Genomic DNA, 24,627 nt, shown 5'->3' with positions numbered 1-24,627 from the left:
GCCGATGCTCATGGCGACACCTCTCATCTTTTCTGGAAGTTCGCCGTCCATGTTCAATAAACGTCTCAAGCAAGAGTTGGCTGCCCTGCGCGAAGAACTTTCGTCGGTGGAGCAGGTGCGCAGCAGCCTGGACAGCGAAATGCTGGCGATGCGCCTCGATCCGCAAGGCCGGATCGAGTCGGTGAACGGCAACTTCGAAGAGGAGATGCATTACCGCAATTCGGACCTCGTGGGCCGCGCCATCGAAGAGCTGGTGCCTGCGCACGTGAAGAATTCGGATTTCAACCACCGCATGAAATCAGCCATCAGCCGGGGCGAACACCTGAGCGGTGCTTTGCGCCTGATGCGCGGCAACGGTCAGGAAGCCTGGCTGCGGTCCATCGTGCAGCCGGTGCGCAACAGCGGCGGGCGGGTGATGTATTTCACGGTTCACGCCAGTGACCTGACCCGCACCATCGAGGCCTCCCGCGAACACGAAAACCTGATCGAAGCCCTGCAACGCTCCACTGCCGTGATCGAGTTCAACCTCGACGGTGAAGTGCTGTCGGCCAACGAGCGTTTCCTGGGATCGATGGGCTACTCGCTGGCGCAGATCCAGGGTCACCACCACCGCATGTTCTGCGAGACCCAGGAGGCCAACTCGGCGGAATACGCCGCATTCTGGGACAAGCTGCGGCGCGGCGAGTACGTGGCCGGGCGTTTCAAGCGGGTTGACAGCCGTGGCCGCGAGGTCTGGCTGGAGGCATCCTATAACCCCATCACCGACGCCCACGACCGCCTGTACAAAGTGGTGAAATTCGCCACCGTCATCACCGAACAGGTCAACCGCGAGAACGCCGTGGCCGAGGCCGCGAATATCGCCTTCAGCACCTCGCAGCAGACCGACGGCAGCGCGCAGAAAGGCGCCGCCGTGGTGCAGCAGACCGTGGAGGTCATGCGCGAACTGGCCCAGCACATGGAACAGGCTGCCGAGCGCATCGCGGCGCTGGACAAGCAATCGCAACTGATCGGCTCGATCATCCAGAGCATCAGCAGCATCGCCGACCAGACCAACCTGCTGGCCCTCAACGCCGCCATCGAAGCTGCCCGCGCCGGTGAGCAAGGACGTGGTTTCGCGGTCGTCGCCGACGAAGTCCGCCAACTGGCCTCGCGCACCAGCAAGGCCACCGAAGAAATCGTCGGCGTGGTCAAGCAGAACCAGCAACTGGCCGAGCAGGCGGTGAACGTGATCATCAGCGGCAAGCAGCAGGCCCAGACAGGCCTTGAGCTGGCCGGGGAGGCGGGGTCGGTGATCGTCGAGATCCAGGACGGCGCGCAACGAGTGGTCAGCGCGGTGGGGCAGTTTGCCAATCAGTTGTCGGGTTGATCAACCCACATCAAAATGGTTTTTGCTTCACCATTTTTGTTAGAAAACAGCGTTTTTTCTTTAAAATCGTTCAAAGCCGCCCGGATCATTCATCGGGCGGCTTTTTTTAGCCCAGAAATTTCGCGACCAGCGCAACGATTTCCGCTCTGATACCGGCGTCTTCCAGCAAAGGGTATTGCTTGAGCAGCTTGTTTCCCACTTGTCCCTCAGACTGATGGACGGAGCGGATGATGCGGTCAATGTCCGCATCCGGTCCTTCAAAGACATTCTTGATCGCGTCGCGCAGCAACTGGTGATTGCGCAGGATGCTGGCTTCGTCGCGCATCTCTTTCTCGACCGCCTGGCGTAGCACCCGAGCGAGGTATTGGGCGTGGGCAGTCAGGTCGATATAGCGCCAGGCCGGGGCGGTGTCGGCGAATCCGTCGTAGTGCAGATTCGACTCCATCCCGTCGGCGTATTTCACATAGCCCTCGAAGCGAACGGCGGGCTCGATCATCTGCATCAATGGGCGTGAGAACTCATCGAGCACCTGATCGTAGTTCTGCGGGCGCAACGTGTGATCCTGCATCACTGCAGAGACCGGCAGGATGTAAGGGGCAGGGACGGCCTTGTCTCGACGCAGGATGTCGTTGATCAGGAAGCGCGAGATTCGCCCGTTTCCGTCGCTGAGCGGATGGATGTACACGAAGCCGAACGAGATGGCCGCAGCCCGCAGGATCGACGAACTGCCCCGGGTATTGATCTCGAAGGCCTGCAATCCTTGCAGCATGGCTTCGATTTCCTGCCAGTCGGGAGCCAGGTAATGCAGCACATTCTGAAAGCCCCGGGTCTGGCCGACGAATACCGGAGACTGGCGAATGCCATAGGACAGCGCCCGCGGCCCGAGAATCTCCTGCTGGATCGCGGCGATCTGGTCCTGAGTCAGGGGAGGAGCACCCACCCCGCAACGCTGTTCCATCACGGCAGCGAAGCGCTTGATGCGATCGGTCTGCTGTTCTTCATGCTCGATGGCGAAGCTGGATCTGCTTTCCTTGATCGTCAGCCACACCGCGCTGCGCAAGAGGGTGTCGTGACCAAACTCGACCCCAAGGCGTGCCAGTTCGGCATTGAGGTCATAGTCGATCAGTCCGGCCAGCGCTTGCGTGATGCGAATGAGCGGGCAGAAGTGCGCAGTCCCCGGCAGATTGTCGATCACCCTCCAGCGCGAATTGCGTTGAGGTGCCTGGCTGACCAGATAGCGTTCACCGTCCATGAACTCGACGTAGTTACCCTTTTCGACGCCGGGATAAGCGAGCGCCGGGTTGCCAAACCATTCATACAGAAAGCAGGCGCGCCGGGCATACTGCCCGGTTGGCTCGGCTCTGATCCACTGTTCAAGCTCGGCAGGGTCTATGCGCGAAAACAGCCGGGCGAGGAGCTCAAGGTGAATGGGCTCACGCTTGAAGGCGAAGGTCAGGTGTTCGGCCAGGGTGGGGCCGGGTTGATACTGGGCAGGGAAGACTTGTTCGAGGACGCCATCGACGATGCTGTCCTTGCGCATGCTGCCGATCTTGCTGCGCACTTTCAGCGGCTGGCACACAGCGACCTCGTAGGTCTGTGCAAGCCAGGCGTAACCGGCGCAATGGCGCATGTGAAGTCCTCAAAAGAGTTACGGGTTCCTCATTATTGTTAGAAAAAGGGCTTTCGTCTTTAAAATCATTAAAAAAGCCGCATCGGATTGTACATCCGACGCGGCTTGATCGCGCCCACGCTCCGCGTGGGTATGCAGCCCGTGACGCTCTGCGTCAGACGGTCGCCCGGTTACACCTTGAAGTGGCTGACCAGCATCTGCAACTGGTTGCCCAAGCGTGCGAGTTCGACGCTGGAGGCTGCCGTCTCTTCGCTGGCGGCGGCGGTCTGTTCGGAGACGTCGCGCACGTTGATGATGCTGCGGCTGATTTCCTCGGCCACCGAGCTTTGCTGCTCGGCTGCCGCTGCGATCTGCTGGTTCATCGCCTGGATGTTGGACACCGTGTTGGTGATGCTTTCCAGCGAGGTGCCGGCCTTGCGGGTCAGGGCCACGCTGCTGTCGGTGAGGTTGCGGCTGCTGAGCATGATGTCCGACACCTGGCGGGTGCCGTTCTGCAAGGCAGCGACCAGACCTTCGATTTCTTCAGTGGACTGCTGGGTGCGCTGGGCCAGGCCGCGCACTTCGTCGGCCACCACCGCGAAGCCACGACCGGCTTCACCGGCACGGGCCGCTTCGATGGCAGCGTTGAGCGCCAGCAGGTTGGTCTGCTCGGCCACGGCCTTGATCACGTCCATCACCTTGCCGATCTTGTCGCTTTCCTGTTCCAGCACGCTCATGGCATCGGTGGAACGCACAACTTCGCTGGCCAGCTTCTCGATCTGGGCAATCGCCTCGCCCACGACCCGGTCGCCGTCCCGGGCTTCCAGGTCGGCAGCGCTGGCCGCGACCGAAGCCTGCTCGGCGTTGCGTGCGACTTCGTGAACGGTGGCCGACATTTCGTGCATGGCGGTGGCCACCTGATCGGTCTCGACCTTCTGGCTGTTGACCCCGGCGCTGGTCTGCTCGGTGACCGCCGACAGCTCTTCGGCGGCGCTGGCGATCTGGGTGACGCTGTCGCGAATCCCGCCGATCAGGTCGCGCAGGGTGGTGCCCATGCGCTGGATGCCTTGTTGCAGGACGCCGAGTTCGTCCTTGCGGGTGACGATCAGGTCGTGGGACAGATCGCCCGAGGCGATGCGGTCGACCACGGCCAGGGTTTGCTGCAAGGGCGTGGTGATCTGGCGGGTGATCAGCACGGCGGCCAGGGCGCCGAGAATCAATGCCAGCAGGGTCGCGGCGATCTGCAGGGTGCGCGCCTGCTGGGTATCGGAATCGCCCAGGGTGACTTGCAGGTCGATCAACTGGTTGGTCAGCTTGATGATGACGGCTTGTTCGTCCGTCATCTCGGCGCGTGCAGCGTTGATGTTGTCGGTGGCGGTCTTGAAGCCCTGGACCGAGCTGCGGTAGCCGATCAGCGAGGCCTCCAGTTGCTTGAGACGCTCGGCCTGGGTGCCGCCGAAGGTGGCGTTGAGCTTTTCAAGGCCTGCGATGGCGCTGGACAGCTGGCGGGTCGCAGCTTCTTCGGTCTTGGCGGAGACGCTGCCGGTGTAGCCACGCACTTCGTAGCGCACCAGCATCACGTCTTCCTTGGCCTTGATGATGTCCTGGTACTGGGCGAAACGACGCTCGTCGGTCGGGTCCATTTTCATCACGTCATCGTTGATCTGCGCGATCAGCTCGGCGGCCTTCACCGCATCGACGCCCATGTCGGCGCGCACGGTGGCGCTGGCCTTGTAGCCGTCGCGCATCTTGTTCAGCGAGGTCTGGTAGGCGCTGATCTGTTCACCCAGTGCCTTGATGAGCGGAACGTTCGCAGGATTGACGAAGGTGCTCTGCAGGAACTGCTGCTGCGCCTTGTAGGCGTCGAGTGCGGTCTGCACAGTCTGCGCCACGGTTTCGTCGCCGTTGCTGAGCATGTATTGCAGGCGGGTGATGCGCAGGTCGGTGAGTTTGTTGGTCAGCTTGGAAATGTCAGCGACCCGGTCGCTGCGAAATTTCATGCTGCCAAGGCCATTCCAGCCGATCAGCGCAAGCAGGGCAGTGAAAATCAGTACGACGCCAAAGCCGAGGGCCAGCTTCATGTTGACGCTGATGTTGGCGAACCAGCTCTTCATCAAATATCTCCAGGATGTCCGTGTTCAGTAGTCGTCAGCTGGGAGCGTTGTTGTTATGGAAGGCCAGCGAAACAGTCAGATGTGAGAGTGCATCGGCTGCGTCGCGAAATTCTGAAAGAAATGTCCTACAAAGAGTGGCACGTGCCCGTAGCAGCACGGCTTGCCGGCGGGGGCGTCCTCGAAATCGCTCCCGCCGGCAAGCCGTGCTGCTACGTAGTCGTCAGGGCGTTACAGCTTTCTGGCGCCGTCAAACGCTGGCGTCAACTTTCCCGCCCCGCCTGTACCAGAGATGAAATATTTCAACTATCGACCGTGGTCGCGAGCCCATATCGTGTACTGGCTAAATCCTCCGCCAATGGTGGCGTATTACTAGAACCAGTACGGAAGCCGCGTCATGGAACCTGTTCAGCGATTCACCACCCTCGACAGTTTTCGAGGGGTATGCGCAGTGTTGGTCGTGTTTTTCCATCTGCATGTCGTTGATACTTTTGTCGAGCTGCCGTTTTTCCGTCGAGATGAGGTGCTGCTCAACTTCTTCTTTGTGCTCAGCGGGTTTGTCCTGGCCCACAGCTATGGCATGAAGCCGAATCTCTCGTTCAAGTCCTTCTTCATTTCCAGGTTTTTCCGCATCTACCCGCTGCACCTGGTGATGCTCGGGGTGTTCCTGGTGTTCGAGACGCTGCGCTGGCTGGCCTACAAGAAAGGCTTCTATCTCAATAACGTGCCCTTCACCGGGTTGTTCGACCCTCGGGAAATCCTGCCGAACCTGTTCCTGGTGCAGGCCTGGACGCCGTTCACTGAACCCATGTCGTTCAACTATCCGTCCTGGACCATCAGCATCGAGTTCTACCTCTACATGCTGTTCGGCATGCTGTGCCTGTTGTCCCTGCGCAATCGCTTCCTGATGTTTGCCTGCGTGTCGGTGCTGGCGTTCGTGTTGATCTTCTCCGGCAATGAACCCTTGGTTGAGCGCGCAATGCAGGGGCTGTCGTGCTTCTTTGCCGGTAACGTCACCTACCTGGGCTATCTGCTGATTCGCGACCGGTTCATCCCAAGGCCCTGGCTGATGACCGTGCTGGAGTGCGCGGTGATGTACGCCACCTGGTGGATTGTCATGAATGACTTCGACCACCGCCTGCCCATCGGCAGCCTGACGTTCTGTGGGCTGGTGCTGTTGTTCGCGTTCGAGGGCGGGCTGGTCTCGGCGTTTCTCAAGACCGGGGTGTTCGTGCTGCTGGGCAAGCTTTCGTATTCGATCTACATGACCCATGCAGCCTTGATCTTCTGCTTTTCGGCGATCTTCATCGTCGCGCAGAAGGTGACCGGGCAACCGCTGGCGCCGATGATCGACGGGCAACGCTTCATGGACACGGGCTCCGTGTTTTTCAACAACCTGTTCGCCGTGGGTGTGACGCTGCTGGCGGTGGGGCTTGCGGCGCTGGCGCACAAATACATCGAGATGAAGGGCTATGAGCTGGGCAAGCGGGTGGCGAATCCTGCGGCGTCCAGGCCCGCCGCCGAACCGGCTGATACCCGCTTGAGAACTCGGGCGACGGTCAGCGATTGAGCCAGGCGGCCATGCCCAGTCCGGCGGCGCGGCCACTGGCAAAACAGGCGGTGAGCAGATAGCCGCCGGTGGGGGCTTCCCAGTCGAGCATCTCACCGGCGCAGAACACCCCCGGCATGGCGCTGAGCATCAGTTGCTCATCCAGCGCTTCGAAAGTCACGCCACCGGCGGTGCTGATCGCCTCGTCCAGCGGGCGGGGGCGGATCAGTGTCAGCGGCAGGTGTTTGATCGCCTGGGCCAGCGCTGCCGGATCGGCGAACGACTCGGCTGGCGCCAGTTCGCGCAGCAATGCCGCCTTGACTCCGTCGATCCCGACCTGACTGTGCAGATGCCTGGACATCGAGCGCGAGCCACGGGGTTTGCTCAGGGCCTTGTGGATATCTTGCAGACGCTTGCCGGGCAGCAGGTCGATCTCGACCGTGGCCTCGCGCTGCTGGTTGATCGCCTCGCGGATCTGCGCCGACAGCGCGTAGACCAGGCTGCCTTCAATGCCGGTGGCAGTGACCACGCATTCGCCCAGGCGCAATTCCTGACCCTGCAACCCCATGGCGATGTTCTTCAGCGGCGCCCCGGCAAACTTGCCCTTGAGCACATCACTCCAGCCTGACACTTCGAAGCCACAGTTGGCCGCCTGCAACGGCGCCATCTGCACACCGCGCTGTTCCAGCAGCGGCAGCCACGCGCCATCCGAGCCCAGCCGCGCCCAACTGGCGCCGCCCAACGCGAGCAAGGTGGCATCCGGCTGGATCGTCAATTCGCCTTCGGGGTTGGCGATGCGCAGGCTGCCATCGGCATTCCAGCCCAGCCAGCGATGGCGGGTGTGGATAACTACGCCGGCGTCGCGCAGGCGCTTGAGCCAGGCACGCAGCAACGGCGCGGCTTTCATGTCGGTAGGAAAAACCCGGCCGGAGGTGCCGACGAAGGTCTGGATGCCCAGCCCGTGAATCCATTCGCACAGCGCCTGGGCGTCCAGGCCACGCAGTAGGGGTGCGATCATCGGTGCGCGTTCGGCGTAGCGCGAGAGAAAGGCCGGGTAGGGCTCGGAGTGGGTGATGTTCATGCCGCCGACGCCGGCCAGCAGGAATTTGCGCCCAACCGATGGCATGGCGTCGTACAGATCGACCTTGCACCCGGCCTGGCTCAGCACTTCGGCGGCCATCAAACCCGCAGGCCCACCCCCGATGATGGCGACGGATTTTGCGGAGTTGGCGGCACTGGAAGTCATGGGCAAGCTGCGGATCGATGAAGTAGGGCGCGCATTCTACCCGAGCCTCGTGACGAACGAGCGACCTGTGGAAAACTATTGAGCAAAAAACGTACAGCGTGCGCCAGGCCTTGCGCGGTGTGGGGTCTGAACCCTTGCACTCAGGTTATCCACAGGCCGCTCCACAGCGGATGTGGGTAACTGACCGATACTGTAGGAGCGCGCTTGCCCGCGACCGCGATCTGCCTGTGCCGTAAATGTTGGCTGATACTCCGCGATCGCGGGCAAGCGCGCTCCTACAGGGTGTATCGTTTCAGAGTCCTTCCGAGACCCACACCCGCTGCGCGCTGTGATGCAAAATCCCGTGCCGACGCGCCAGCGCCTCGCGATCCGTGCTGTATCCACCGCCGATCACGCCCATCACCGGGATGTCCCGCCCCAGGCAGTGACGCATCACGGCTTCATCGCGGCGGGCCACACCGCTGTCGGTCAGTTGCAGGTAGCCCAGGGCATCGTCCTTGTGCACGTCGACGCCTGCGTCGTACAGCACCAGGTCAGGTTGATACAGCGGCAGCAGGTAATTGAGCGTGTCGTCGACTACCTTCAGGTAATCGGCGTCGCCCATGCCCATCGGCAGCGGGATGTCCCAGTCACTTTGCGCCTTGCGCGCCGGGAAGTTCTTTTCGCAGTGCAGCGAGACCGTGATCGCGTCTTCGGTGTGTTCCAGAATCCGCGCCGTGCCGTCACCTTGATGCACGTCGCAGTCGAAGATCAGCACCCGGTGCACCCGGCCGCTCTGCAGCAGGAAATGGCTGATGATCGCCAGGTCGTTGAAGATGCAGAAACCGGCGGGGTAGTCGTAATGAGCGTGGTGGGTGCCACCGGCCAGATGGCAGGCCAGGCCGTGCTGCAGGGCCTTTTCGGCCGTCAGCAGCGAGCCGCCGACGGCGCGCACCGTACGTCGGGCCAGATCCTCGCTCCAGGGCAGGCCCAGGCGGCGTTGGTCCTCGCGGGAAAGGTCTCCGTCCATGTACCGACGGATGTAGGACGGATCATGGGCCAGCGCAAGAATGTCCTCCGGGCAGATCTGCGGACGAAACAACTGAGCATCCGTGGTCAGGCCGCTGTCGATAAGGTGGTCGTGCAGCAGCCGGAACTTGTCCATCGGGAAACGATGGTCGGGTGGAAACTCGGGGCTGTAGTCTTCGTGGTAGATAAGTGGAAGAGACATGGTGCGCACGTGCAGGATTCGAGAGGCAATCTTGCCAGTTATGGCCGCGAGCGCACAGGGAATTGCCCAACAAGTGGGCTGTCGGACTGACAGCCATTCGGGAAGCGGGGCAGGGGAGACGTTTCAATGGAGCCGATACTCGAGCTCAATAGCGCACGCTTGCTGATGCGCCAGTGGCGCGATGACGATTTGCAGGCGTTCGCGGCGATGTGCGCCGATCCGCAGGTCATGCGGTACTTTCCGGCACCCATGAGCCGCCTGGAGAGCGCCAAGATGATCGGGCGCATTCGTGGCCATTTCGCCGAATACGGTTTCGGCCTTTGGGCGCTGGAGCGCAAGGACACCGGCCAATTCATCGGTTTCACCGGGCTGAACGTGGTGGGCTTCGACGCATCCTTCACCCCGGCGGTGGAGATCGGCTGGCGCCTGGCCCGCGAGCACTGGGGGTTGGGTTACGCCAGCGAAGCGGCCTGGACCGTGCTCGGCTGCGGTTTCGAGCACGTGGAGCTGGACGAGATCGTGTCCTTTACGGCGGTCAGCAACCTGCCTTCGCAAAAGGTCATGCAGGCCATCGGCATGCGTCATGAGCCGAGCGACGATTTCGAGCATCCGAACCTGCCCGCCGAGCACCCGTTGCGCCCGCATGTGCTGTACCGCATCAACCGTCAGCAGTGGCTCGCCACCTTGTGATTGGCGGGAATCGCGCTACAAACATCTGTATCATTTCGCACAGACTGTGACGAATACGTGCGAGACGACTGTGTGTGAGGAGCTGGGAATGAGCCATGTGCTGGATGATCTGGTAGCGCTGCTGAGCCTTGAACCGATCGAAGAAAACCTTTTCCGTGGCCGCAGCCAGGACCTGGGCTTTCGCCAGCTGTTTGGCGGGCAAGTGCTGGGCCAGTCGTTGTCGGCGGCGAGCAAGACCGTCGAAGACGCCCGCCATGTGCATTCGTTGCACGGCTATTTCCTGCGCCCGGGTGACGCCCATCTGCCGGTGGTCTACCAGGTTGACCGGGTTCGCGACGGCGGCAGCTTCAGCACCCGGCGCGTGACGGCGATCCAGAAGGGGCACCCGATCTTCACCTGCAGCGCGTCATTTCAATACGACGAAGAAGGCTTCGAGCACCAGAGCCAGATGCCGCAAGTGGTCGGTCCGGAAAACCTGCCTTCGGAACTGGAGCTGATGCGCCAGCGCGAGCACCTGATTCCGGCGCACATGAAAGACAAGCTGCTGTGCCCCAAACCCATCGAGTTTCGCCCGGTGACCGAGTCCGACCCCTACAACCCCAAGCCGACCGATCCTGTGAAATACGTGTGGTTCCGGGCCGATGGCGAGTTGCCGGACATCCCCGCGCTGCACAAATACATGCTCGCCTACGCCTCGGACTTCAATTTGCTGACCACCTCCCTGCTGCCTCACGGCAAGACGGTCTGGCAGAAAGACATGCAGATCGCCAGCCTCGACCATTCGCTGTGGTTCCACGGTGAACTGCGCGCCGATGACTGGTTGCTCTACGCGATGGACAGTCCCTGGGCCGGCAATTCCCGTGGCTTCTCTCGCGGCAGCGTGTACAACCGCGCAGGTACGCTCGTAGCCTCGGTCAGCCAGGAAGGGTTGATTCGCCATCGCAAGGACTGGGCATGAGCCTTTCGCAGCTGCGCCACTGGGTATTCGACATGGACGGCACGCTGACCATCGCCGTGCATGACTTCCCGGCCATCAAGCGTGCGCTGGGCATTCCCCAGGAAGACGACATTCTCGGCCATCTGGCAGCCTTGCCCGCCGATGTTGCGGCGGCCAAGCATGCGTGGTTGCTGGAACATGAGCGTGAACTGGCAGTGGCGTCGAAGCCTGCGCCGGGTGCCGTGGAACTGGTCAAGGAGCTGGCCGGGCGTGGCTATCGCCTGGGCATCCTGACCCGCAACGCCCGGGAGCTGGCCCACGTGACGCTGAAGGCCATCGGGATTGCCGACTGTTTTCACGTCGATGACGTGCTGGGCCGCGACGAAGCACCGCCCAAGCCCGATCCAGGCGGGCTGCTCAAACTCGCTCAGGCCTGGAACGTCGAGCCGTCGAAGATGGTGATGGTCGGTGATTACCAGTTCGACCTGGCCTGCGGCAAAGCCGCGGGGACGCACACCGTGCTGGTCAACCTGCCCGAAAACCCCTGGCCGGAACTGACCGACTGGCATGCCGATGATTGCACGGCGTTGCAGGCGATGATTGGTGCGTGATTAGCCGCACGGCTTGCCAGTCGTGGTGACGCCAGAATCGCCCCGCCGGCAAGCCGTGCTGCTACGGGGTCTGTGCCGCTCGGTGAAGTCGAGGCATTCCACAGATCCGTAGCAGCACGGCTTGCCGGCGGGGGCGTCCTCTAGATCGCTATCGCCAGCAAGCCTTGCTGTTACGCAAGGACGTCAGTCAATTGCTTTTAAACAACGCCGCCTGCCCCTCGGGCGAGGTGAACATCGCGTCGCCGTTGTGACCCACGCCTTTGACCTCGACCACACGCTGGTTCAAGCCCTCGGGATGGCGCTTGGTCAGGTAATCGAAGAAGTTGTGCCCGCGCACCAGGCGATAAGGCCCTTGCGCTTCGGCGCCGCAGTCCTTGTCCAGTGCCGGATGATTCGGGTCGGTGTCCTGCTCGCCCAACAGGTAGGTGACGTCGCGTTTCACATAGGCCGCTTCAAGCTCGGCCGCCGTTTCCTTGCCCGCATAAGGTGGCAACTTGTTCAGGCCGTACTTCCAGGTGTCGAAGCCCGGGCAACTGGCGGTGGTCACCGGCAGCGGACGGGTCGCGTCGAAGTACGCATAGGAAGACGGGTTGGCGATCACATACCGCAGCTTGATGCCTTCCTTCCTCAGTAGCGCATCCTCCTTGCCGCCGATCATTGCGTAGCGCTGCACCACCTGCGCGCCACCGGAGTGCCCGGCAATCACGACTTCCTTGAGGTTGGGGAACAGCTTGCTGTCGGAGAGGCGCTTGAGAATATGGTCGATGACCACGAACGAGCTGACAGGCTTGGCCCCCAGCGACTTGTCGCCTGCCATCCAGTCATTGCGATGCCAGCGCAGGACGGTTTCCGGCAGATGGTGAGCAGTGATGTCTTTCTCATCGAGGAACTGCGGCGCAATCAGCAGGGTTTTCGACCGCTGCTTGGACTGGTTGGCCGCGCGCTCGACGCTGCGCAGGTAGGTCTGGGCATTGCGCAAACGCCCGTGAAGCACAATCACCACTCGCTGGATCTGCGGGCTCGGGCGCACCCAGCTCTGGCTCAGCCCCAGGGTGGCCTGGGACGTTCCGTTGATCAGCAGCCGGTCGGGGCTGATGGATTTGACCGCCTGATCCGCAGCATGAGCGGTTACGCTCATCAGGGTGCCCAACAACAGGATCGAAAGCGGTTTCATCATGTGATCAGAGGCTCTTGGCGGCGAATGTATCGCATTGGTTGATTTGTCCCTGGGCAAAACCTGCCTTGAACCAGCGCACGCGCTGGGCAGACGTCCCGTGGGTGAACGAGTCCGGTACTACACGTCCCTGGCTTTGCTGCTGCAAACGGTCATCGCCGATGGCATTGGCCGCATTCAGCGCCTCTTCAATATCACCGGGTTCGAGCCAGTTCAAACGCTTTTGCGCGTTATAGGCCCAAACACCGGCAAGGCAGTCCGCCTGAAGCTCCTGGCGCACCAGCAGGCCGTTGTCACCCTCCATGCGCATGCCGCGCTGACGGGCGGCGTCAACTTTAGCCGAAACCCCGAGCAAGGTCTGCACATGATGGCCAACTTCATGCGCAATCACGTACGCCTGGGCAAAATCCCCGGCCGCCTTGAAACGCTGGCTCATCTCCTGGAAGAACGCCATGTCCAGGTAAACCCGCTGATCCCCCGGGCAATAGAACGGACCACTGGCCGAGGTGGCATAACCGCAGGCCGACTGCACCTGGCCACGGAACAGAATCAGCGTCGGGTCCTTGTACTGCCGCCCGCCTGCCTGGAACAGCTGGCGCCAGGTGTCCTCGGTGTCCCCCAGAATCGCCCGCACGAACTCCGCCTGCTCATCGTTGGCCGGCGGCGCCTGACGCGTCTGCGGATTGACCGCCGACGTCTGCTGCTGGCCCATCTGCCCGGCGATCTGCCCCAGGATCTGCATCGGGTCCTGACCGGTCAGCAGGCCAATGGCGACAATGATCACAATCCCGCCAAGCCCCAGCCCCTTGCCCCCAATGCGCAACCCACCCCCACCCCCGGTGTCGTCGCGCGCATCGACGACGTTGTCACTGCGACGTCCTTTTTTCCAGAGCATGGTAGGAACCCTCGGTTAGTGGTGTAGGAAGTGTAGACGGCGGGGGAGGCCGGCCGTCTGGTTAGCCGGGAGTTAAGAGGGGGGGAGGTGAGGAATGGTTCAGGGCATGCTCTCGAAAGGCGAATATGCCCTGAATGCTGAGGCTGATCAGCGGCTTTTGACCGAGTAGTACAGCACCGCCATGCAGGTACAGTTGATTAGCAGCCAGATATTAATCGCCCAGATTCGCTGCCTGATGTGGAGAGGAATGTTCAAATGTGCATTCTCAGTGATGTAGCCTCTGCGGAACATGATCCCAGGCATATACATGGCGGCGAATATCATGCTGAGCCGCATGTGCCTGCCCCACACTCCTCCTCCCCAAAGACTTCTGGTATTGACGATGCCGTCGCAGTCGGTCAAGTACTGCTCGATGGTTTCAATATGTTTATAAGTGAACCGCATAATCACGATGAGATTGATGAGTGTGGAAAACAGCCAAATCAAAATCAGGACGAGTAGTATCGGCATCACGGCCTCCACTCGTAGATAACTTCACCCAAGGTCCCTACGAGTTCTTCTCCCGCCCAGCCGCCTGCATATCCCCCGATGGCAGCTGCCGCTATGCCGCAACCAATTACACCTACTCCCGCAGTTGCAACGCCAAACACGACCAAGCAGAGTGGCATCAAGATTAAGGCACCTGCTTTGCCCCCGACCATGCCACCTGCAACTCCGCCTACCAGCCTGCTCCCCTCAACATACTTCGCCTTCCTGCACATCTCCTCCCGCCCCGTGGTGCAAGCCTCTTTAATCTCCAGATGCGTCGAGTAAGCGTTCAACGCAATGCCGATCGGCGTCCCGGCCTTCAACAATTTCGAAGCCTTGGCAATATGATTCAAACGGTCCGTATACCCCCGAAGCTCCCGCGTATGCAGGTAACTCTTGGTGGATATCCCGAGCATTTTCTTGATCGACCCCTTGTTATGCATCCCGGTCCCCCAGCGAGCGATACCCTCTAGTTGGCCATCGAGCCTGGCGAACAGCACGCGCCGCTGGTTGATGAACTCCTGCCTTGCGATGGGCGTGCCGCGTTTGAGAGAGAGCTGATGCAACTGCTGGATATCCTGCAGCGTCTTCTCCACGCCTTTGAGGTGGTTTTCCCAACTGCCAGTAGCGGCGCCGATGCCCAGTGAGCTGTAGCCCAGGATTTTCTGCAGAAGATCGTAGTTCGTGATGATCTCGCGATCCGACCCCACTTCGTTCCGGAACAGCGAGTGGTAGGTGCCATAGGCGAGTTTGGTCATCTCCGCTTCTTCGGGCGAGATGCGTGGCGTGGATTCGTCGGCAACCACCATGAGCTGGCCGGGCATGACCATGTTGTTGCGCAAGTGGGCGTTGAGCTGATCGAACTTGGCGCCACCACCTACCTGCGCCTTGATGAGGGGGTAGTTCTGGAATCGGTCGTTGATGAATACGTACGGCTTGCCTGCGACTGCCATTTTCCTGTCCTTGAGAAATGGGAAGCCCGCAGGATAGGAAAAGAGTCGAGGCGATACGATGGACAGGCGAGCAGTTTGAGCAAATTCAGAACAGCCCTACTCAAAGGGCTCAAAGTTCCTACAAGTCAGGCTGCTCAGCCTTCACCGACTGGATAAACGCCTGCATTGCCGAGGACTGAATCCGGTGGCGTCGGGTAATCAGTCCGTAGGGTGGCAGGCGTGCTTCGAAGTGGATGGGCAGGACTGCCAGCAGGTCGCGTCCGGCGTAGTCTTCGACCACGGATACCGGGGTGACGCCGAGCATGTCGGTCTGTTGCACCAGTGACAGCAGTGTCATGATCGAGGTGGTTTCGACGATGCTGTTGGGGATGTCGACGCGGGCGTTGTGGAATACTTGGTTGATGATCGCGCGCATGGGGCTGGGTTGTTGTTGTAGCACCCAGGTTTCGTTTTGCAGGGCGGCCCAGCTCAGGTCCTTGGCGTGAACCAGCGGGTTCTGCGCGCCGGCGATCACGCACAGGGCTTCTTCGCCGAGGCTGTCGAACAACAGTTCTTCCGCACGTGCGCCGCCGGGGATGCGGCCCAGCACCACATCGAGCTGGTCTTGCAGCAGGGCCTGGACCAGCACGTCGCTGGTGTCGACCTGAATGCTCATGGATAGGCGCGGGTGGCTTTTTTTCAGGTTGGCGATGGTGCGGGTCAGTAGCCCGGAGGCCAGGGCTGGGATGGCGCCGACCGCCACGCGCCCCAGGTTGCCGGATTCCAGCGCCACCAATTCCTCGCGCATGCCGCTCAGTTCGGCAAACACCATGCGCGCGTAATAGATGACGGTTTCGCCGAACGGCGTCGGGCGCATGCCGCGGGGCAGGCGCTCGAACAGTTCAACGCCCAGCAGATCCTCGGCTTCGTGCAGCATCTTGGTGGCCGCCGGCTGGGTCATGCCGATGTTGTCGGCCGCCCGGCGCAGCGAGCCGAACTCCTGCAGCGCCAGCATCAGCCGCAACTGGCGCAAACGCAGGCGGCTGTGGATAACGCTGGCTTCCGGAATTCGGGTCATGGCAGTGGCTCGCGCAAAAGTCTGCGGCGAGCCTGCCAAGAACTGCAGCGCATTGCCAGCATTGCGTGTCATCACAGGGTTTTGGCCTTGATTGCATGACGATTGCGCCAGCCAAAGGCCGCTTTTATGCCAGCGCTGATGATGGGCCAGAACAGCATCGCCAACGCAGCGGTGGTCAGGCTGCCCACCAGCGGATTGGACCAGAAGATGCCCAGTTGCCCATCGGAAAACAGCATCGACTGGCGAAACGCATCCTCGGCCTTGTCGCCCAGCACGGCGGCCAGCACCAGCGGGGCAATCGGGTAGCCGAGTTTCTTGAACAGATAACCCAGTGCGCCGAAGCCCAGCATCAGCATGACGTCGAACATCGAGTTGTGCACCGAGTAGGCGCCGATGGCGCAGACCATGATGATGATCGGAGCGATGATCGAGAACGGGATGCGCAGGATCGAGGCGAACAGCGGCACGGTCGCCAGCACAACCAGCAGGCTGACCACGTTGCCCAGGTACATGCTGGCGATCAGGCCCCAGACGAAGTCGTGTTGCTCGGCGAACAGCGTCGGCCCCGGGTGCAGGCCCCAGATCATCAGCCCGCCGAGCATCACCGCAGCGGTCGCAGAACCCGGGATGCCCAGGGTCAGCATCGGCAGCAAGGCGCTGGTGCCGGCGGCGTGGTCGGCGGTTTCCGGGGCGATGACGCCTTCGATTTCGCCCTTGCCAAAGTTGTCGCGGTTTTTCGAGAACTTGCGCGCGATGCTGTAGCTCATGAACGAGGCGGCAGTCGGACCGCCAGGCGTTATGCCCATCCAGCAGCCGACCAGGGTGCTGCGCAGGATCGTGAACCAGTAACGCGGCAGTTTGGCCCAGGTGCGCAGGATCACCATCGGCGTGATGCGCGCATGTTCGCCACGGAACACCAGGCCCTCTTCGACGGTGCAGAGGATTTCACCGATGCCGAACAGGCCGATCACCGCGACTTCGAAGCTGATGCCGGTCATCAGTGCCGGTTGATCGAAGGTCAGGCGCAGGTTGCCGGAAACGGTGTCCATGCCCACAGCGGCCATGGCGAAGCCGATCATCATCGCGACCACGGTTTTCAGCGGCGGGTTCTTGCTCATGCCAATGAAGGTGCAGAAGGCCAGCAGGTACACCGCGAAGAACTCCGGCGAGCTGAAGGTCATGGCGAATTCGGCGATCCGCGTGGAAAGGAATGTCAGCAGCAACACCCCGGCCAGCGCACCGATCAGCGCCGAGCTGAAGGCCGCGGTCAGGGCTTCGGCGGCACGGCCATCGCGGGCCATGGGGTAGCCGTCGAAGGTGGTCGCCACCGACGACGGCTCACCGGGAATGTTGAACAGGATCGAGGTGATCGACCCGCCAAACAGCGCCCCCCAGTACATGCACGACAGCAGGATGATCGCCGACACCGGCGACATGGTGAACGTCAGCGGCAGCAACAGCGCCACGCCGTTGGGGGCGCCCAGGCCCGGCAACACGCCGACCAGGATGCCCAGCAGCACGCCAACGACCATCAGGCCGATGTGGCCCGGCGTGAGGATCAGGTTCATGCCTTGCAGCAGGGAATCGAACTCGCTCATTTCAGCGATCTCCACACAGAGCCGATCAGGTCGCCCAGCGGGCCTGCATCCAGCGGCACCCGAAACCACAGATCGAAGATCAGGTAGCTGGCCAGCACCGCGCCCACTGACACCGCGCCGATCTTCCACGTGCCGTAGGGCTTGGCGCGGGTCTTGTCGCGCCACATGAACCAGGCGATGAACACCGCTGAGGCGAGGTAGATCCCGGTGAGCGGCATGGCGCAGACGAACAGCGCGATGGGAATGAACACCGACAGCACCTGACGGAACTCACCACGGCTGACGAAACTGACGCTTAGCGGTTTCCAGCGAATCAGCGTGAGCACGCCATTGGCCAGGCTCGCCGAAGCCAGCAGCAGGCCGATGTAGAACGGGAAATAACCAGGCTCGGGACCGGCGTCGCCCCAGCCGATGCCTTGCTCGACACTGCCGAACATCACCACCACGCCAATCACCAGCGTGAACAACGCAAGCCCCAGCTCGACCCAGCGAGTACCGACCAGGGAGCTTGAGTGAGAAGAATTGGACATCAGACACCTCCAGCGAATGACGGCCGCCCGCGCTCCGGCAGGAGGCGGGCGGTGACAGGGCAGGTCAGTTGCGCAGCCAGCCAGCGTCCTTGAACACCGGTGTGACGCGGGCGGTGTCTTTCTCGATGTAGGCCGTCAACTGTTCACCTTCGAGGAAGGTCGGCACCAGCGCGTTCTGTTTCACGTAGGCCTTGAATTCAGGCGTCTCGGAAACCTTGCGCATCAGTTCGGTGTAGAACGCCCGCTGTTCTGCGGTGACATTGCCCGGCATGAAGATGGTGCGCGGGAAGCGGTATTGATCGATGCCAAGGCCGGCCTCGTGGCAGGTCGGTACGTCGGCCCAGGATTTATCCCCGGCGACCTTGTCGGTGTAGCCCATGCGCTCCTGGCTGAAGACGCACAGCGGCTGCACTTGATCGCCGCGCCACTGGCTGATGCTTTCGGCGGGGTTGTTGACGTTGGCGGCGATGTGCTTGCCGGCCAGTTGGGTGGCGGTCTCGCTGCCGCTCTTGAACGGGATGTAGGTCAGCTTGGTGCTGTTGGTCTGGTTCAGCAGCAGGGTCAGGGTCTGGTCGACATCCTTGGACTGACTGCCGCCCATGCGCAGTTTCGACGGGTCAGCCTTGACCGCTTCGACGAAGCCCTTGGCGTCTTTCCATGGCGCATCCTTGTAGGTCCAGAGGATGAAGTCGTCTTCGGCCACAGCTGCTACAGGTGTCAGTTCCTGCCATTCGTAACCGAGTTTGGAGACCAGCGGCAGCAGGTAGATGTTGTTGGTGGCGATCACCAGTTTGTCGGCGTCGCCCTTGGAGACTTTCATGTCGAGGAAGGCTTCGGCACCGTTGCCGCCGCCCTTGTTCAGCACCACCGTGTTTACATCCAGTAACTTATGCGTGCTGATGATCGACTGAATCAGCCGCCCCAACTGGTCGGTGCCGCCGCCTGGGCCACCGGCCACGACGATCTCGACATTCTTGTCAGGTTGCCATGCTGCCAGAGCGAGGGTGGGAAGTGCCGTGGCGCACATCAGTGTGCAGCCGAGCAGCAAACGGGACGCGCGTCGGAAGGATGCGGTTCGCATGATGATCCTCTTTTTTGTATTTGTTATGAGCGGCCGTCATCGTGATCGACCATGGACCGAGTGTGTGAAAGTTGCTATGTCGCGTCTAGTCAAAACATCAGATACACCGATAGCCTGGGGTTATAGGTCATTCACAGCCATGTAGGAGCGCGCTTGCCCGCGACGGGGCATGTCAGACGATGGAGATGTGGCGGCTGTACCGGCGTCATCGCGGGCAAGCGCGCTCCTACAGGGCGTGGTGGCTGTTACGGGGTGCAGGCGCCGAAAGGTGGGGATGATTGTAGGAGCGCCTTGCCCGCGACAGGATGTGTGAGGCGATGGAGATGTGGCGGCTGTACCGGCGTCATCGCGGGCAAGCGCGCTCCTACAGGGCGCCGCTACCCTGAGCTTGCTCGCGATCAGGTTTCAGCCGCGCAGAGATACCCGAAAACACACCCAACCCGACACGTCGCGCTATATCCTCCAGCTATCACCGTATTTCCAGTTTTGATTAGACGGTTATCGCTTGCGCCTCGATAGTGGCTGCCAAGACCGGCGCGTTCGCAGAAGTGCGTCGACAATAAGAACAACAAATCGAGGTACGCACCCATGGCTCGCAGCAGCGCCGATGTGCCCTTGTCCGCAACGGGCGACTCCTTTGCTCCTCCTGTTTCCACCGTGGCCAGTTCGGCCCGGGCCAGCACGGTGCGCTGGCGTATCTTCGCCATTATCTTCGTGCTGACCATGGTCAACCTGATCGACCGGGTTTCGCTGTCCATCGCCATGCCGACCATCGCCAAGGAATTCACACTCTCCCCGGCCATGCAGGGCCTGATTCTCAGTAGCTTTTTCTGGGCCTATGCCCTGTTGCAGATCCCCGGCGGCTGGATGATCGATCGCTTCGGGCCGCGCCGGGTGATTACCTGGTCCACCGGGCTGTGGGGAACGTTCCAGGTGCTGGCCGGTTTTGCCACGGGCGGTGCGTCGCTGTTGTTTGCGCGGATGTTTCTGGGCGCCGCCGAAGCGCCGTTGTTTCCGTCGGGCGGCAAGCTGATTTCCCTGTGGCTGGCGCCGAGCGAGCGCAGCCGCGGCGCAGTGATGATGGACAGCGGCAGCCCATTGGGTGTGGCGCTGGGCGGCCTGATCATCGCATACCTGATTGTCTCGCTGGATTCTTGGCGCATGGCGTTTGTGATCGCCGGTATCGCCACGCTGGTGCTGGGTTGGGTGTCGTGGCGCTACCTGCGGGACGACCCCTCCGTGCATCCACAGGTCAACGCAGCCGAGCTTGAGAAGATCAACGCCGGCCGCGATACCCCGGCCGCCGAAGCCGCGCGGGCCAAGGTCAAAGGGCTCGGCATCGCGGCCCGTTCCCTGACTGGCCTGCTGGTGGGGCGTTCGACCTGGGCGATGGTCTATTTCGGTCTGCTGACCTGGGGCCCGAGCTATCTGGCCCAGGCCCGGGGCTTCGACATCAAGGGCATCGGTTTCGCCACCTTCGTGATCTTCATCTGTGGCTCCCTGGGTTCGCTGACTGGCGGTTTCCTCTGCGACGGGCTGATCCGCAAGGGCGTGCGCCGTGGTCTCGCGGTCAAGGGCCTGCTGACGTTCTCCGGTGTCATCGCCCTCTGCGCGCTGCTGCTGTTGCCACGAATGAGCGACCCGATCGCTGCCGTCGCGCTGCTGGCCATGACCGCGTTCTTCCTGATGTGGGGCAGCCTGTACTGGAGCTTCCCGGCGTTGCTCGCGGCACCGGCTCGGGTCGGCCTGATCGGCGGTGTGATGAACCTGGCGGGCAGTATCGGTGGCATCTTCGTGCCGATCCTGGTGGGCGTGATCCTGCAGTACTTCGGCGGCTTCGGTGCTGTGCTGGCGTTCTTCGCGATCTGCGCGGCGCTGTTCGTCCTCGCCACGCTGCTGATCAGCCTGGATGGCAAGCAGGAGGCGGGCAATGTCTGAGGCGCTTTACAACGGGGCTATCATCGACGCCCATCATCACTTCTGGGACCCGCAGGCCAACTACTATCCCTGGCTCGCCGAAGACGCCAACATCCCGTTTCGCTACGGGAATTACTCGGCGATCAAGCGGCGCTACCTGCCACCGGAGTATTTCGCTGACGCAACGCCCCACAACGTGGTGCAGACCGTCTACGTCGAGACCGAATGGGACCCCCGCGACCCGATTGGCGAAACTCGATTCATCGAGCAGATCGCCGCCCGCTACGGCGTGCCCAATGCCGTGGTGGCCCAGGCCTGGCTCGATCATCCGGACGCGCTGGCGGTGTTGGCCGAGCAGGCGCTGTTTCCCAGCGTGCGCAGCGTGCGGCACAAGCCGGGCGGGCCGCAGTCGCCGGAGCAGGTGGGTGAACAACGCACCTTGATGAGCGATGACCACTGGCGACGCAGCTACGCGGCATTGCACGAACTGGGGCTGCGTTTCGACCTGCAGACGCCCTGGTGGAACCTGCCCGAAGCCGAACTCCTGGCGCGGGACTTTCCAGAGACCACGCTGATTCTCAACCACGCCGGCCTGCCGTCGGATCGCAGCGCCGAAGGCCTGGCCGGCTGGCACGGGGCAATGGCACGGCTGGCCGAGCAGCCCAACGTAGCGGTGAAGATTTCCGGTCTTGGCGTCAAGGGCAAACGCTGGAGCAGCCAGGACAACCGCTGGATCGTGCGCGAAATCATCGCCATGTTCGGCAGCGAGCGGGCGATGTTCGCCAGCAACTTTCCGGTCGACAGCCTGTGCGGCTCGTTCGACGACATCTACAGCGGTTTCAAACACATCGTTCGTGATCTGCCGCACGCTGATCAGGAGCGTCTTTTCTACAGCAACGCACAGCGTATCTACCGTTGTGCGCCGTCTGCCGTGGCGAGCCCGTGGCAAGAACAGTTGAGGAGTCAGGCATGAACAAAACCCGAATCGCGATGGTGCTCGGCGACCCCGCAGGCATCGGTCCGGAACTGATCGCACGCTTACTCAGCGATGAAAATGTACGCAGCCAGGCCCAGGTCCTGTTGATCGCCGACGAGAGCGAAATGCGCCGGGGCATGGACATCGCCGGGCTGTCGTTTCCCTACCGGCAGATCGACTCGCTGGACGGGCTGGATTTTCGCGATGACACGCCGCTGTTCTACAACTATCGCGGCGATGCCGTGGGGGAGTTTCCACGCAGTGAAGCCAGCGCCAACGGTGGACGTTACTGTCTGGATACGCTGAAAATCGCCCTTGACCTGACCGCCGCCAAGACGACTAACGCGGTGCTGTTCGGGCCATTGAACAAGACCTCGCTGCACATGGCCGGCATGGCTCACAACGACGAGCTGCACTGGTTTGCCGAGTTGCTGGGCTTCGACGGGCCGTTCTGTGAGTTCAACGTGCTGGACCGGTTGTGGACGTCCCGCGTGACCTCCCACGTCGCGCTCTCGGCCGTGCCCGGCATGCTGACCCAGGAGCGGGTGATCGAGGCGATCCGCCTGATCGACACTGCCCTCAAGCGCAACGGCCTGAAGGCGCCTCGCATCGGTGTGTGCGGCTTGAATCCGCACAACGGCGACAACGGCTCGTTCGGTCGCGAGGAGCTGGACACCATCGGCCCTGCGGTGAAAACCGCGCAGGCTCAGGGGATGAACGCCGATGGGCCGTATCCGGGCGACACGATTTTCCTGAAAGTGCAGGGCGATGCCAGCGCGTTTGACGCGGTGGTGACGATGTACCACGACCAGGGGCAGATCGCGATAAAACTGATGGGTTTCTCCCGTGGCGTCACGGTGCAGGGCGGCCTGCCGATCCCGATCACCACGCCTGCCCACGGCACTGCGTTCGATATCGCAGGGCAGGGCAAGGCCAACGTCGGGGCGATTCGTCAGGCGTTCGAGATTGCCTGCCGGATGGGGCAGAGCAACGTTTGAGGGGTTAGCCCTTTCTCATGAAAAACCACGTTTGCCGCGAGGTGCTTTCGAGCGCCTTGCGGCTTTTTTGTGCCTGGTCGGTTGGGGTTGCCTGACCAGACGCCAGCATACCCGTAGCAGCACGGCTTGCCGGCGGGAGCGCCCTCAAGATCGCCCCCGCCGGCAAGCCGTGCTGCTACGGGGAAGGCACTCGCTCCTATAACTCTATTGAGCAATCTTGATTTGCAGCGATCACCTGCGGCTATCACTGGATACGCATAAGTGATTAGCCGACCCGCCTGGCCTGTCGCTAAATTCTCCCCATCGACCCGCGGCGCAGCGCTTGCCGCATCGAACGACAACTACAAAAAGGCCAGCGTGCCACCGGTTGAAAGGAACCGCTCTCATGAAAATCAAGGCAATCCGTACCCGCGTATTCGAATGGAAAGGCAAGGTCGTCCCACCGCAGGCGCACTTCTGCACCAACGCCAGCGACATCCTCTTCGAGCGCGGCGATGCCATGGGCTCCTTCCGTTTCCACGGTTGGCTGGTGGTGGAAGTCGAGACGGACAACGGCATCGTCGGTATCGGCAACTGCGCCTTGGCGCCGCGGGTGGCCAAGGAAATCATCGACACCTACCTGGCTCCCATCGCCATCGGCGAAGACCCGTTCGACAACGAATACATCTGGCAGAAAATGTACCGCCAGAGCCACGCCTGGGGTCGTAAGGGCATCGGCATGGCGGCCATCTCGGCCATCGACATCGCCATCTGGGACATCATGGGCAAGGCGGTGAACAAGCCGGTGTTCAAACTGCTGGGTGGCCGTACCAAGGAGAAGATCTGGACTTACGCCTCCAAGCTGTACGCCAACGACAACCTGGACCTGTTCCTCGAAGAAGCCCAGGGCTACCTGAGCCAGGGCTTCACGGCGATGAAGATGCGCTTCGGCTACGGCCCCAAAGACGGCCCGGCAGGCATGCGTCGCAACATCGAACAGGTGCGTGCGCTGCGTGAACTGGCGGGTCCCGATGTGGACATCATGCTCGAATGCTACATGGGCTGGACCCTGGAATACGCCCGCCGCATGCTGCCCAAACTCGCCGAGTTCGAGCCGCGCTGGCTGGAAGAACCGGTGATCGCGGACGATCTGGAAGGCTACATCGAGCTGAAGAAGATGGGCATCATGCCGATCTCCGGCGGCGAGCACGAGTTCACCTCATACGGCTTCAAGGATATGCTCGAACGCCGCGCCGTCGACGTGATCCAGTACGACACCAACCGCGTGGGCGGCATCACCGCTGCGCGCAAGATCAACGCCATGGCCGAAGCCTGGTCGGTGCCGGTGATCCCCCACGCTGGCCAGATGCACAACTACCACCTGACCATGTCCACCACCGCCTCGCCGATGGCCGAGTTCTTCCCGGTGTTCGACGTCGAGGTCGGCAACGAGCTGTTCTACTACGTGTTCAAGGGCGAGCCTGCGCCGGTCAACGGCTACATCCAGCTGGACGACAACAAGCCGGGCCTGGGCCTGGAAATCTCGGATGAGTACCTGAGCGAGTTCAACATCATCGAGTAACCCCCGCCAGTTCCCGCTGTAGGAGCGCGC

Annotated in this window: 21 protein-coding genes and 2 pseudogenes; 10 read left to right on the top strand and 13 right to left on the bottom strand. The window is 61.8% G+C overall.

Going from position 1 to position 24,627, the window contains the following annotated elements:
- Positions 1–4 precede the first annotated feature (4 nt).
- Positions 5–826, top strand: a pseudogene (locus ACIPO9_RS26660) (PAS domain-containing protein); the annotation flags it as partial.
- A 12-nt stretch (positions 827–838) separates the two neighbouring features.
- Entirely contained in the window at positions 839–1,366 is a 528-nt protein-coding gene (locus tag ACIPO9_RS26655; protein WP_400610991.1) for a methyl-accepting chemotaxis protein, read from the top strand.
- 106 nt (positions 1,367–1,472) lie between these two features.
- Here ACIPO9_RS26655 and ACIPO9_RS26650 read toward each other — a convergent pair whose 3' ends face one another.
- The 3 genes and pseudogenes from ACIPO9_RS26650 to ACIPO9_RS26640 form a co-directional block, all read right to left on the bottom strand.
- Positions 1,473–2,996 (bottom strand): Fic family protein, encoded by a 1,524-nt coding sequence (locus tag ACIPO9_RS26650; RefSeq protein WP_400784338.1) that lies wholly within the window; start codon positions 2,994–2,996, stop codon positions 1,473–1,475.
- A gap of 170 nt (positions 2,997–3,166) precedes the next feature.
- On the bottom strand, positions 3,167–3,871 hold the full coding sequence (locus ACIPO9_RS26645; protein ID WP_400784361.1) for a methyl-accepting chemotaxis protein: 705 nt from the start codon (positions 3,869–3,871) through the stop codon (positions 3,167–3,169).
- A gap of 198 nt (positions 3,872–4,069) precedes the next feature.
- A pseudogene (locus tag ACIPO9_RS26640) lies at positions 4,070–4,975 on the bottom strand (methyl-accepting chemotaxis protein); the annotation flags it as partial.
- 508 nt (positions 4,976–5,483) lie between these two features.
- On the opposite strand from ACIPO9_RS26640, the gene ACIPO9_RS26635 reads away from it, so the two are divergent.
- Positions 5,484–6,656 carry an acyltransferase family protein gene (locus ACIPO9_RS26635; protein ID WP_400784337.1) on the top strand — a complete coding sequence of 391 codons (1,173 nt, stop codon included), beginning with the start codon at positions 5,484–5,486 and terminating at the stop codon, positions 6,654–6,656.
- On the opposite strand, the gene ACIPO9_RS26630 is transcribed toward ACIPO9_RS26635, so the two are convergent.
- Both ACIPO9_RS26630 and ACIPO9_RS26625 read right to left on the bottom strand, forming a co-directional pair.
- Entirely contained in the window at positions 6,646–7,881 is a 1,236-nt protein-coding gene (locus ACIPO9_RS26630) for a TIGR03862 family flavoprotein (RefSeq protein ID WP_400784336.1), read from the bottom strand. The two genes, ACIPO9_RS26635 and ACIPO9_RS26630, sit on opposite strands and share 11 nt — an antisense overlap.
- Positions 7,882–8,173: 292 nt before the next feature.
- Entirely contained in the window at positions 8,174–9,091 is a 918-nt protein-coding gene (locus tag ACIPO9_RS26625) for a histone deacetylase (protein WP_400784335.1), read from the bottom strand.
- 126 nt (positions 9,092–9,217) lie between these two features.
- Here ACIPO9_RS26625 and ACIPO9_RS26620 point away from each other — a divergent pair, with 126 nt between their 5' ends.
- The 3 genes from ACIPO9_RS26620 (at position 9,218) to ACIPO9_RS26610 (ending at position 11,329) form a co-directional block, all read left to right on the top strand.
- Positions 9,218–9,781, top strand: a complete 564-nt coding sequence (locus tag ACIPO9_RS26620) for a GNAT family N-acetyltransferase (protein ID WP_274136066.1) — start codon at positions 9,218–9,220, stop codon at positions 9,779–9,781.
- Positions 9,782–9,869: 88 nt separating this feature from the next.
- Complete coding sequence (gene tesB, locus ACIPO9_RS26615) at positions 9,870–10,739, top strand: acyl-CoA thioesterase II (protein WP_400610938.1); 870 nt, start codon at positions 9,870–9,872, stop codon at positions 10,737–10,739.
- Positions 10,736–11,329: an HAD family hydrolase gene (locus ACIPO9_RS26610; protein ID WP_400784333.1), complete on the top strand. Its 594-nt coding sequence runs from the start codon at positions 10,736–10,738 to the stop codon at positions 11,327–11,329. Before tesB ends, ACIPO9_RS26610 begins: the two co-directional genes overlap by 4 nt.
- Positions 11,330–11,516: 187 nt before the next feature.
- Here ACIPO9_RS26610 and ACIPO9_RS26605 read toward each other — a convergent pair whose 3' ends face one another.
- The 8 genes from ACIPO9_RS26605 to ACIPO9_RS26570 all read right to left on the bottom strand — a co-directional run bounded on the left by ACIPO9_RS26605 (position 11,517) and on the right by ACIPO9_RS26570 (position 19,145).
- Positions 11,517–12,506: an alpha/beta hydrolase gene (locus ACIPO9_RS26605; protein WP_400784332.1), complete on the bottom strand. Its 990-nt coding sequence runs from the start codon at positions 12,504–12,506 to the stop codon at positions 11,517–11,519.
- Between the two features lie 4 nt (positions 12,507–12,510).
- A complete protein-coding gene (locus tag ACIPO9_RS26600; protein WP_400784331.1) occupies positions 12,511–13,398 on the bottom strand; it encodes a neutral zinc metallopeptidase in 888 nt (295 codons plus the stop codon).
- 147 nt (positions 13,399–13,545) lie between these two features.
- Positions 13,546–13,908 (bottom strand): hypothetical protein, encoded by a 363-nt coding sequence (locus ACIPO9_RS26595; protein ID WP_400784330.1) that lies wholly within the window; start codon positions 13,906–13,908, stop codon positions 13,546–13,548.
- Entirely contained in the window at positions 13,908–14,879 is a 972-nt protein-coding gene (locus ACIPO9_RS26590; RefSeq protein WP_400784329.1) for a hypothetical protein, read from the bottom strand. The genes ACIPO9_RS26595 and ACIPO9_RS26590 overlap by 1 nt, the downstream gene beginning before the upstream one ends.
- Before the next feature lie 118 nt (positions 14,880–14,997).
- Positions 14,998–15,936 (bottom strand): LysR family transcriptional regulator, encoded by a 939-nt coding sequence (locus tag ACIPO9_RS26585; protein WP_274136052.1) that lies wholly within the window; start codon positions 15,934–15,936, stop codon positions 14,998–15,000.
- A 71-nt stretch (positions 15,937–16,007) separates the two neighbouring features.
- Positions 16,008–17,534: a tripartite tricarboxylate transporter permease gene (locus ACIPO9_RS26580; protein ID WP_274136050.1), complete on the bottom strand. Its 1,527-nt coding sequence runs from the start codon at positions 17,532–17,534 to the stop codon at positions 16,008–16,010.
- A complete protein-coding gene (locus ACIPO9_RS26575) occupies positions 17,531–18,064 on the bottom strand; it encodes a tripartite tricarboxylate transporter TctB family protein (protein WP_400784327.1) in 534 nt (177 codons plus the stop codon). The genes ACIPO9_RS26580 and ACIPO9_RS26575 overlap by 4 nt, the downstream gene beginning before the upstream one ends.
- Positions 18,065–18,128: 64 nt before the next feature.
- Positions 18,129–19,145, bottom strand: a complete 1,017-nt coding sequence (locus ACIPO9_RS26570) for a Bug family tripartite tricarboxylate transporter substrate binding protein (RefSeq protein ID WP_400784325.1) — start codon at positions 19,143–19,145, stop codon at positions 18,129–18,131.
- Positions 19,146–19,733: 588 nt separating this feature from the next.
- Between ACIPO9_RS26570 and ACIPO9_RS26565 the strand changes: the two genes are divergently transcribed.
- The 4 genes from ACIPO9_RS26565 to ACIPO9_RS26550 all read left to right on the top strand — a co-directional run bounded on the left by ACIPO9_RS26565 (position 19,734) and on the right by ACIPO9_RS26550 (position 24,597).
- Positions 19,734–21,083, top strand: coding sequence for an MFS transporter (locus ACIPO9_RS26565; protein WP_400784324.1), 1,350 nt, complete (start codon positions 19,734–19,736; stop codon positions 21,081–21,083).
- Positions 21,076–22,035, top strand: coding sequence for an amidohydrolase family protein (locus tag ACIPO9_RS26560; RefSeq protein WP_400784323.1), 960 nt, complete (start codon positions 21,076–21,078; stop codon positions 22,033–22,035). The genes ACIPO9_RS26565 and ACIPO9_RS26560 overlap by 8 nt, the downstream gene beginning before the upstream one ends.
- Complete coding sequence (locus ACIPO9_RS26555; RefSeq protein WP_400784321.1) at positions 22,032–23,036, top strand: 4-hydroxythreonine-4-phosphate dehydrogenase PdxA; 1,005 nt, start codon at positions 22,032–22,034, stop codon at positions 23,034–23,036. Before ACIPO9_RS26560 ends, ACIPO9_RS26555 begins: the two co-directional genes overlap by 4 nt.
- 385 nt (positions 23,037–23,421) lie before the next feature.
- Complete coding sequence (locus tag ACIPO9_RS26550; protein WP_074756263.1) at positions 23,422–24,597, top strand: L-rhamnonate dehydratase; 1,176 nt, start codon at positions 23,422–23,424, stop codon at positions 24,595–24,597.
- The last annotated feature ends 30 nt before the right edge of the window (positions 24,598–24,627 follow it).

The organism is Pseudomonas sp. NPDC090203 (assembly GCF_044746765.1).
In the GTDB taxonomy this organism is placed as follows: Bacteria; Pseudomonadota; Gammaproteobacteria; order Pseudomonadales; family Pseudomonadaceae; genus Aquipseudomonas; species Aquipseudomonas putida_AD.
The sequence above is the reverse complement of the archived record's forward strand: the minus strand, read 5'-3'. Positions and strand labels throughout refer to the sequence as shown.

What these genes read in the sequence shown, in the direction of transcription:
- ACIPO9_RS26650 (WP_400784338.1), bottom strand. Translation starts at nt 2,996, where the DNA reads ATGCGCCATTGCGCCGGTTACGCCTGGCTTGCACAGACCTACGAGGTC.
- ACIPO9_RS26645 (WP_400784361.1), bottom strand. Translation starts at nt 3,871, where the DNA reads ATGTCGGCCACCGTTCACGAAGTCGCACGCAACGCCGAGCAGGCTTCG.
- ACIPO9_RS26635 (WP_400784337.1), top strand. Translation starts at nt 5,484, where the DNA reads ATGGAACCTGTTCAGCGATTCACCACCCTCGACAGTTTTCGAGGGGTA.
- ACIPO9_RS26630 (WP_400784336.1), bottom strand. Translation starts at nt 7,881, where the DNA reads ATGACTTCCAGTGCCGCCAACTCCGCAAAATCCGTCGCCATCATCGGG.
- ACIPO9_RS26625 (WP_400784335.1), bottom strand. Translation starts at nt 9,091, where the DNA reads ATGTCTCTTCCACTTATCTACCACGAAGACTACAGCCCCGAGTTTCCA.
- ACIPO9_RS26620 (WP_274136066.1), top strand. Translation starts at nt 9,218, where the DNA reads ATGGAGCCGATACTCGAGCTCAATAGCGCACGCTTGCTGATGCGCCAG.
- tesB (WP_400610938.1), top strand. Translation starts at nt 9,870, where the DNA reads ATGAGCCATGTGCTGGATGATCTGGTAGCGCTGCTGAGCCTTGAACCG.
- ACIPO9_RS26610 (WP_400784333.1), top strand. Translation starts at nt 10,736, where the DNA reads ATGAGCCTTTCGCAGCTGCGCCACTGGGTATTCGACATGGACGGCACG.
- ACIPO9_RS26605 (WP_400784332.1), bottom strand. Translation starts at nt 12,506, where the DNA reads ATGATGAAACCGCTTTCGATCCTGTTGTTGGGCACCCTGATGAGCGTA.
- ACIPO9_RS26600 (WP_400784331.1), bottom strand. Translation starts at nt 13,398, where the DNA reads ATGCTCTGGAAAAAAGGACGTCGCAGTGACAACGTCGTCGATGCGCGC.
- ACIPO9_RS26595 (WP_400784330.1), bottom strand. Translation starts at nt 13,908, where the DNA reads ATGCCGATACTACTCGTCCTGATTTTGATTTGGCTGTTTTCCACACTC.
- ACIPO9_RS26590 (WP_400784329.1), bottom strand. Translation starts at nt 14,879, where the DNA reads ATGGCAGTCGCAGGCAAGCCGTACGTATTCATCAACGACCGATTCCAG.
- ACIPO9_RS26585 (WP_274136052.1), bottom strand. Translation starts at nt 15,936, where the DNA reads ATGACCCGAATTCCGGAAGCCAGCGTTATCCACAGCCGCCTGCGTTTG.
- ACIPO9_RS26580 (WP_274136050.1), bottom strand. Translation starts at nt 17,534, where the DNA reads ATGAGCGAGTTCGATTCCCTGCTGCAAGGCATGAACCTGATCCTCACG.
- ACIPO9_RS26575 (WP_400784327.1), bottom strand. Translation starts at nt 18,064, where the DNA reads ATGTCCAATTCTTCTCACTCAAGCTCCCTGGTCGGTACTCGCTGGGTC.
- ACIPO9_RS26570 (WP_400784325.1), bottom strand. Translation starts at nt 19,145, where the DNA reads ATGCGAACCGCATCCTTCCGACGCGCGTCCCGTTTGCTGCTCGGCTGC.
- ACIPO9_RS26565 (WP_400784324.1), top strand. Translation starts at nt 19,734, where the DNA reads ATGGCTCGCAGCAGCGCCGATGTGCCCTTGTCCGCAACGGGCGACTCC.
- ACIPO9_RS26560 (WP_400784323.1), top strand. Translation starts at nt 21,076, where the DNA reads ATGTCTGAGGCGCTTTACAACGGGGCTATCATCGACGCCCATCATCAC.
- ACIPO9_RS26555 (WP_400784321.1), top strand. Translation starts at nt 22,032, where the DNA reads ATGAACAAAACCCGAATCGCGATGGTGCTCGGCGACCCCGCAGGCATC.
- ACIPO9_RS26550 (WP_074756263.1), top strand. Translation starts at nt 23,422, where the DNA reads ATGAAAATCAAGGCAATCCGTACCCGCGTATTCGAATGGAAAGGCAAG.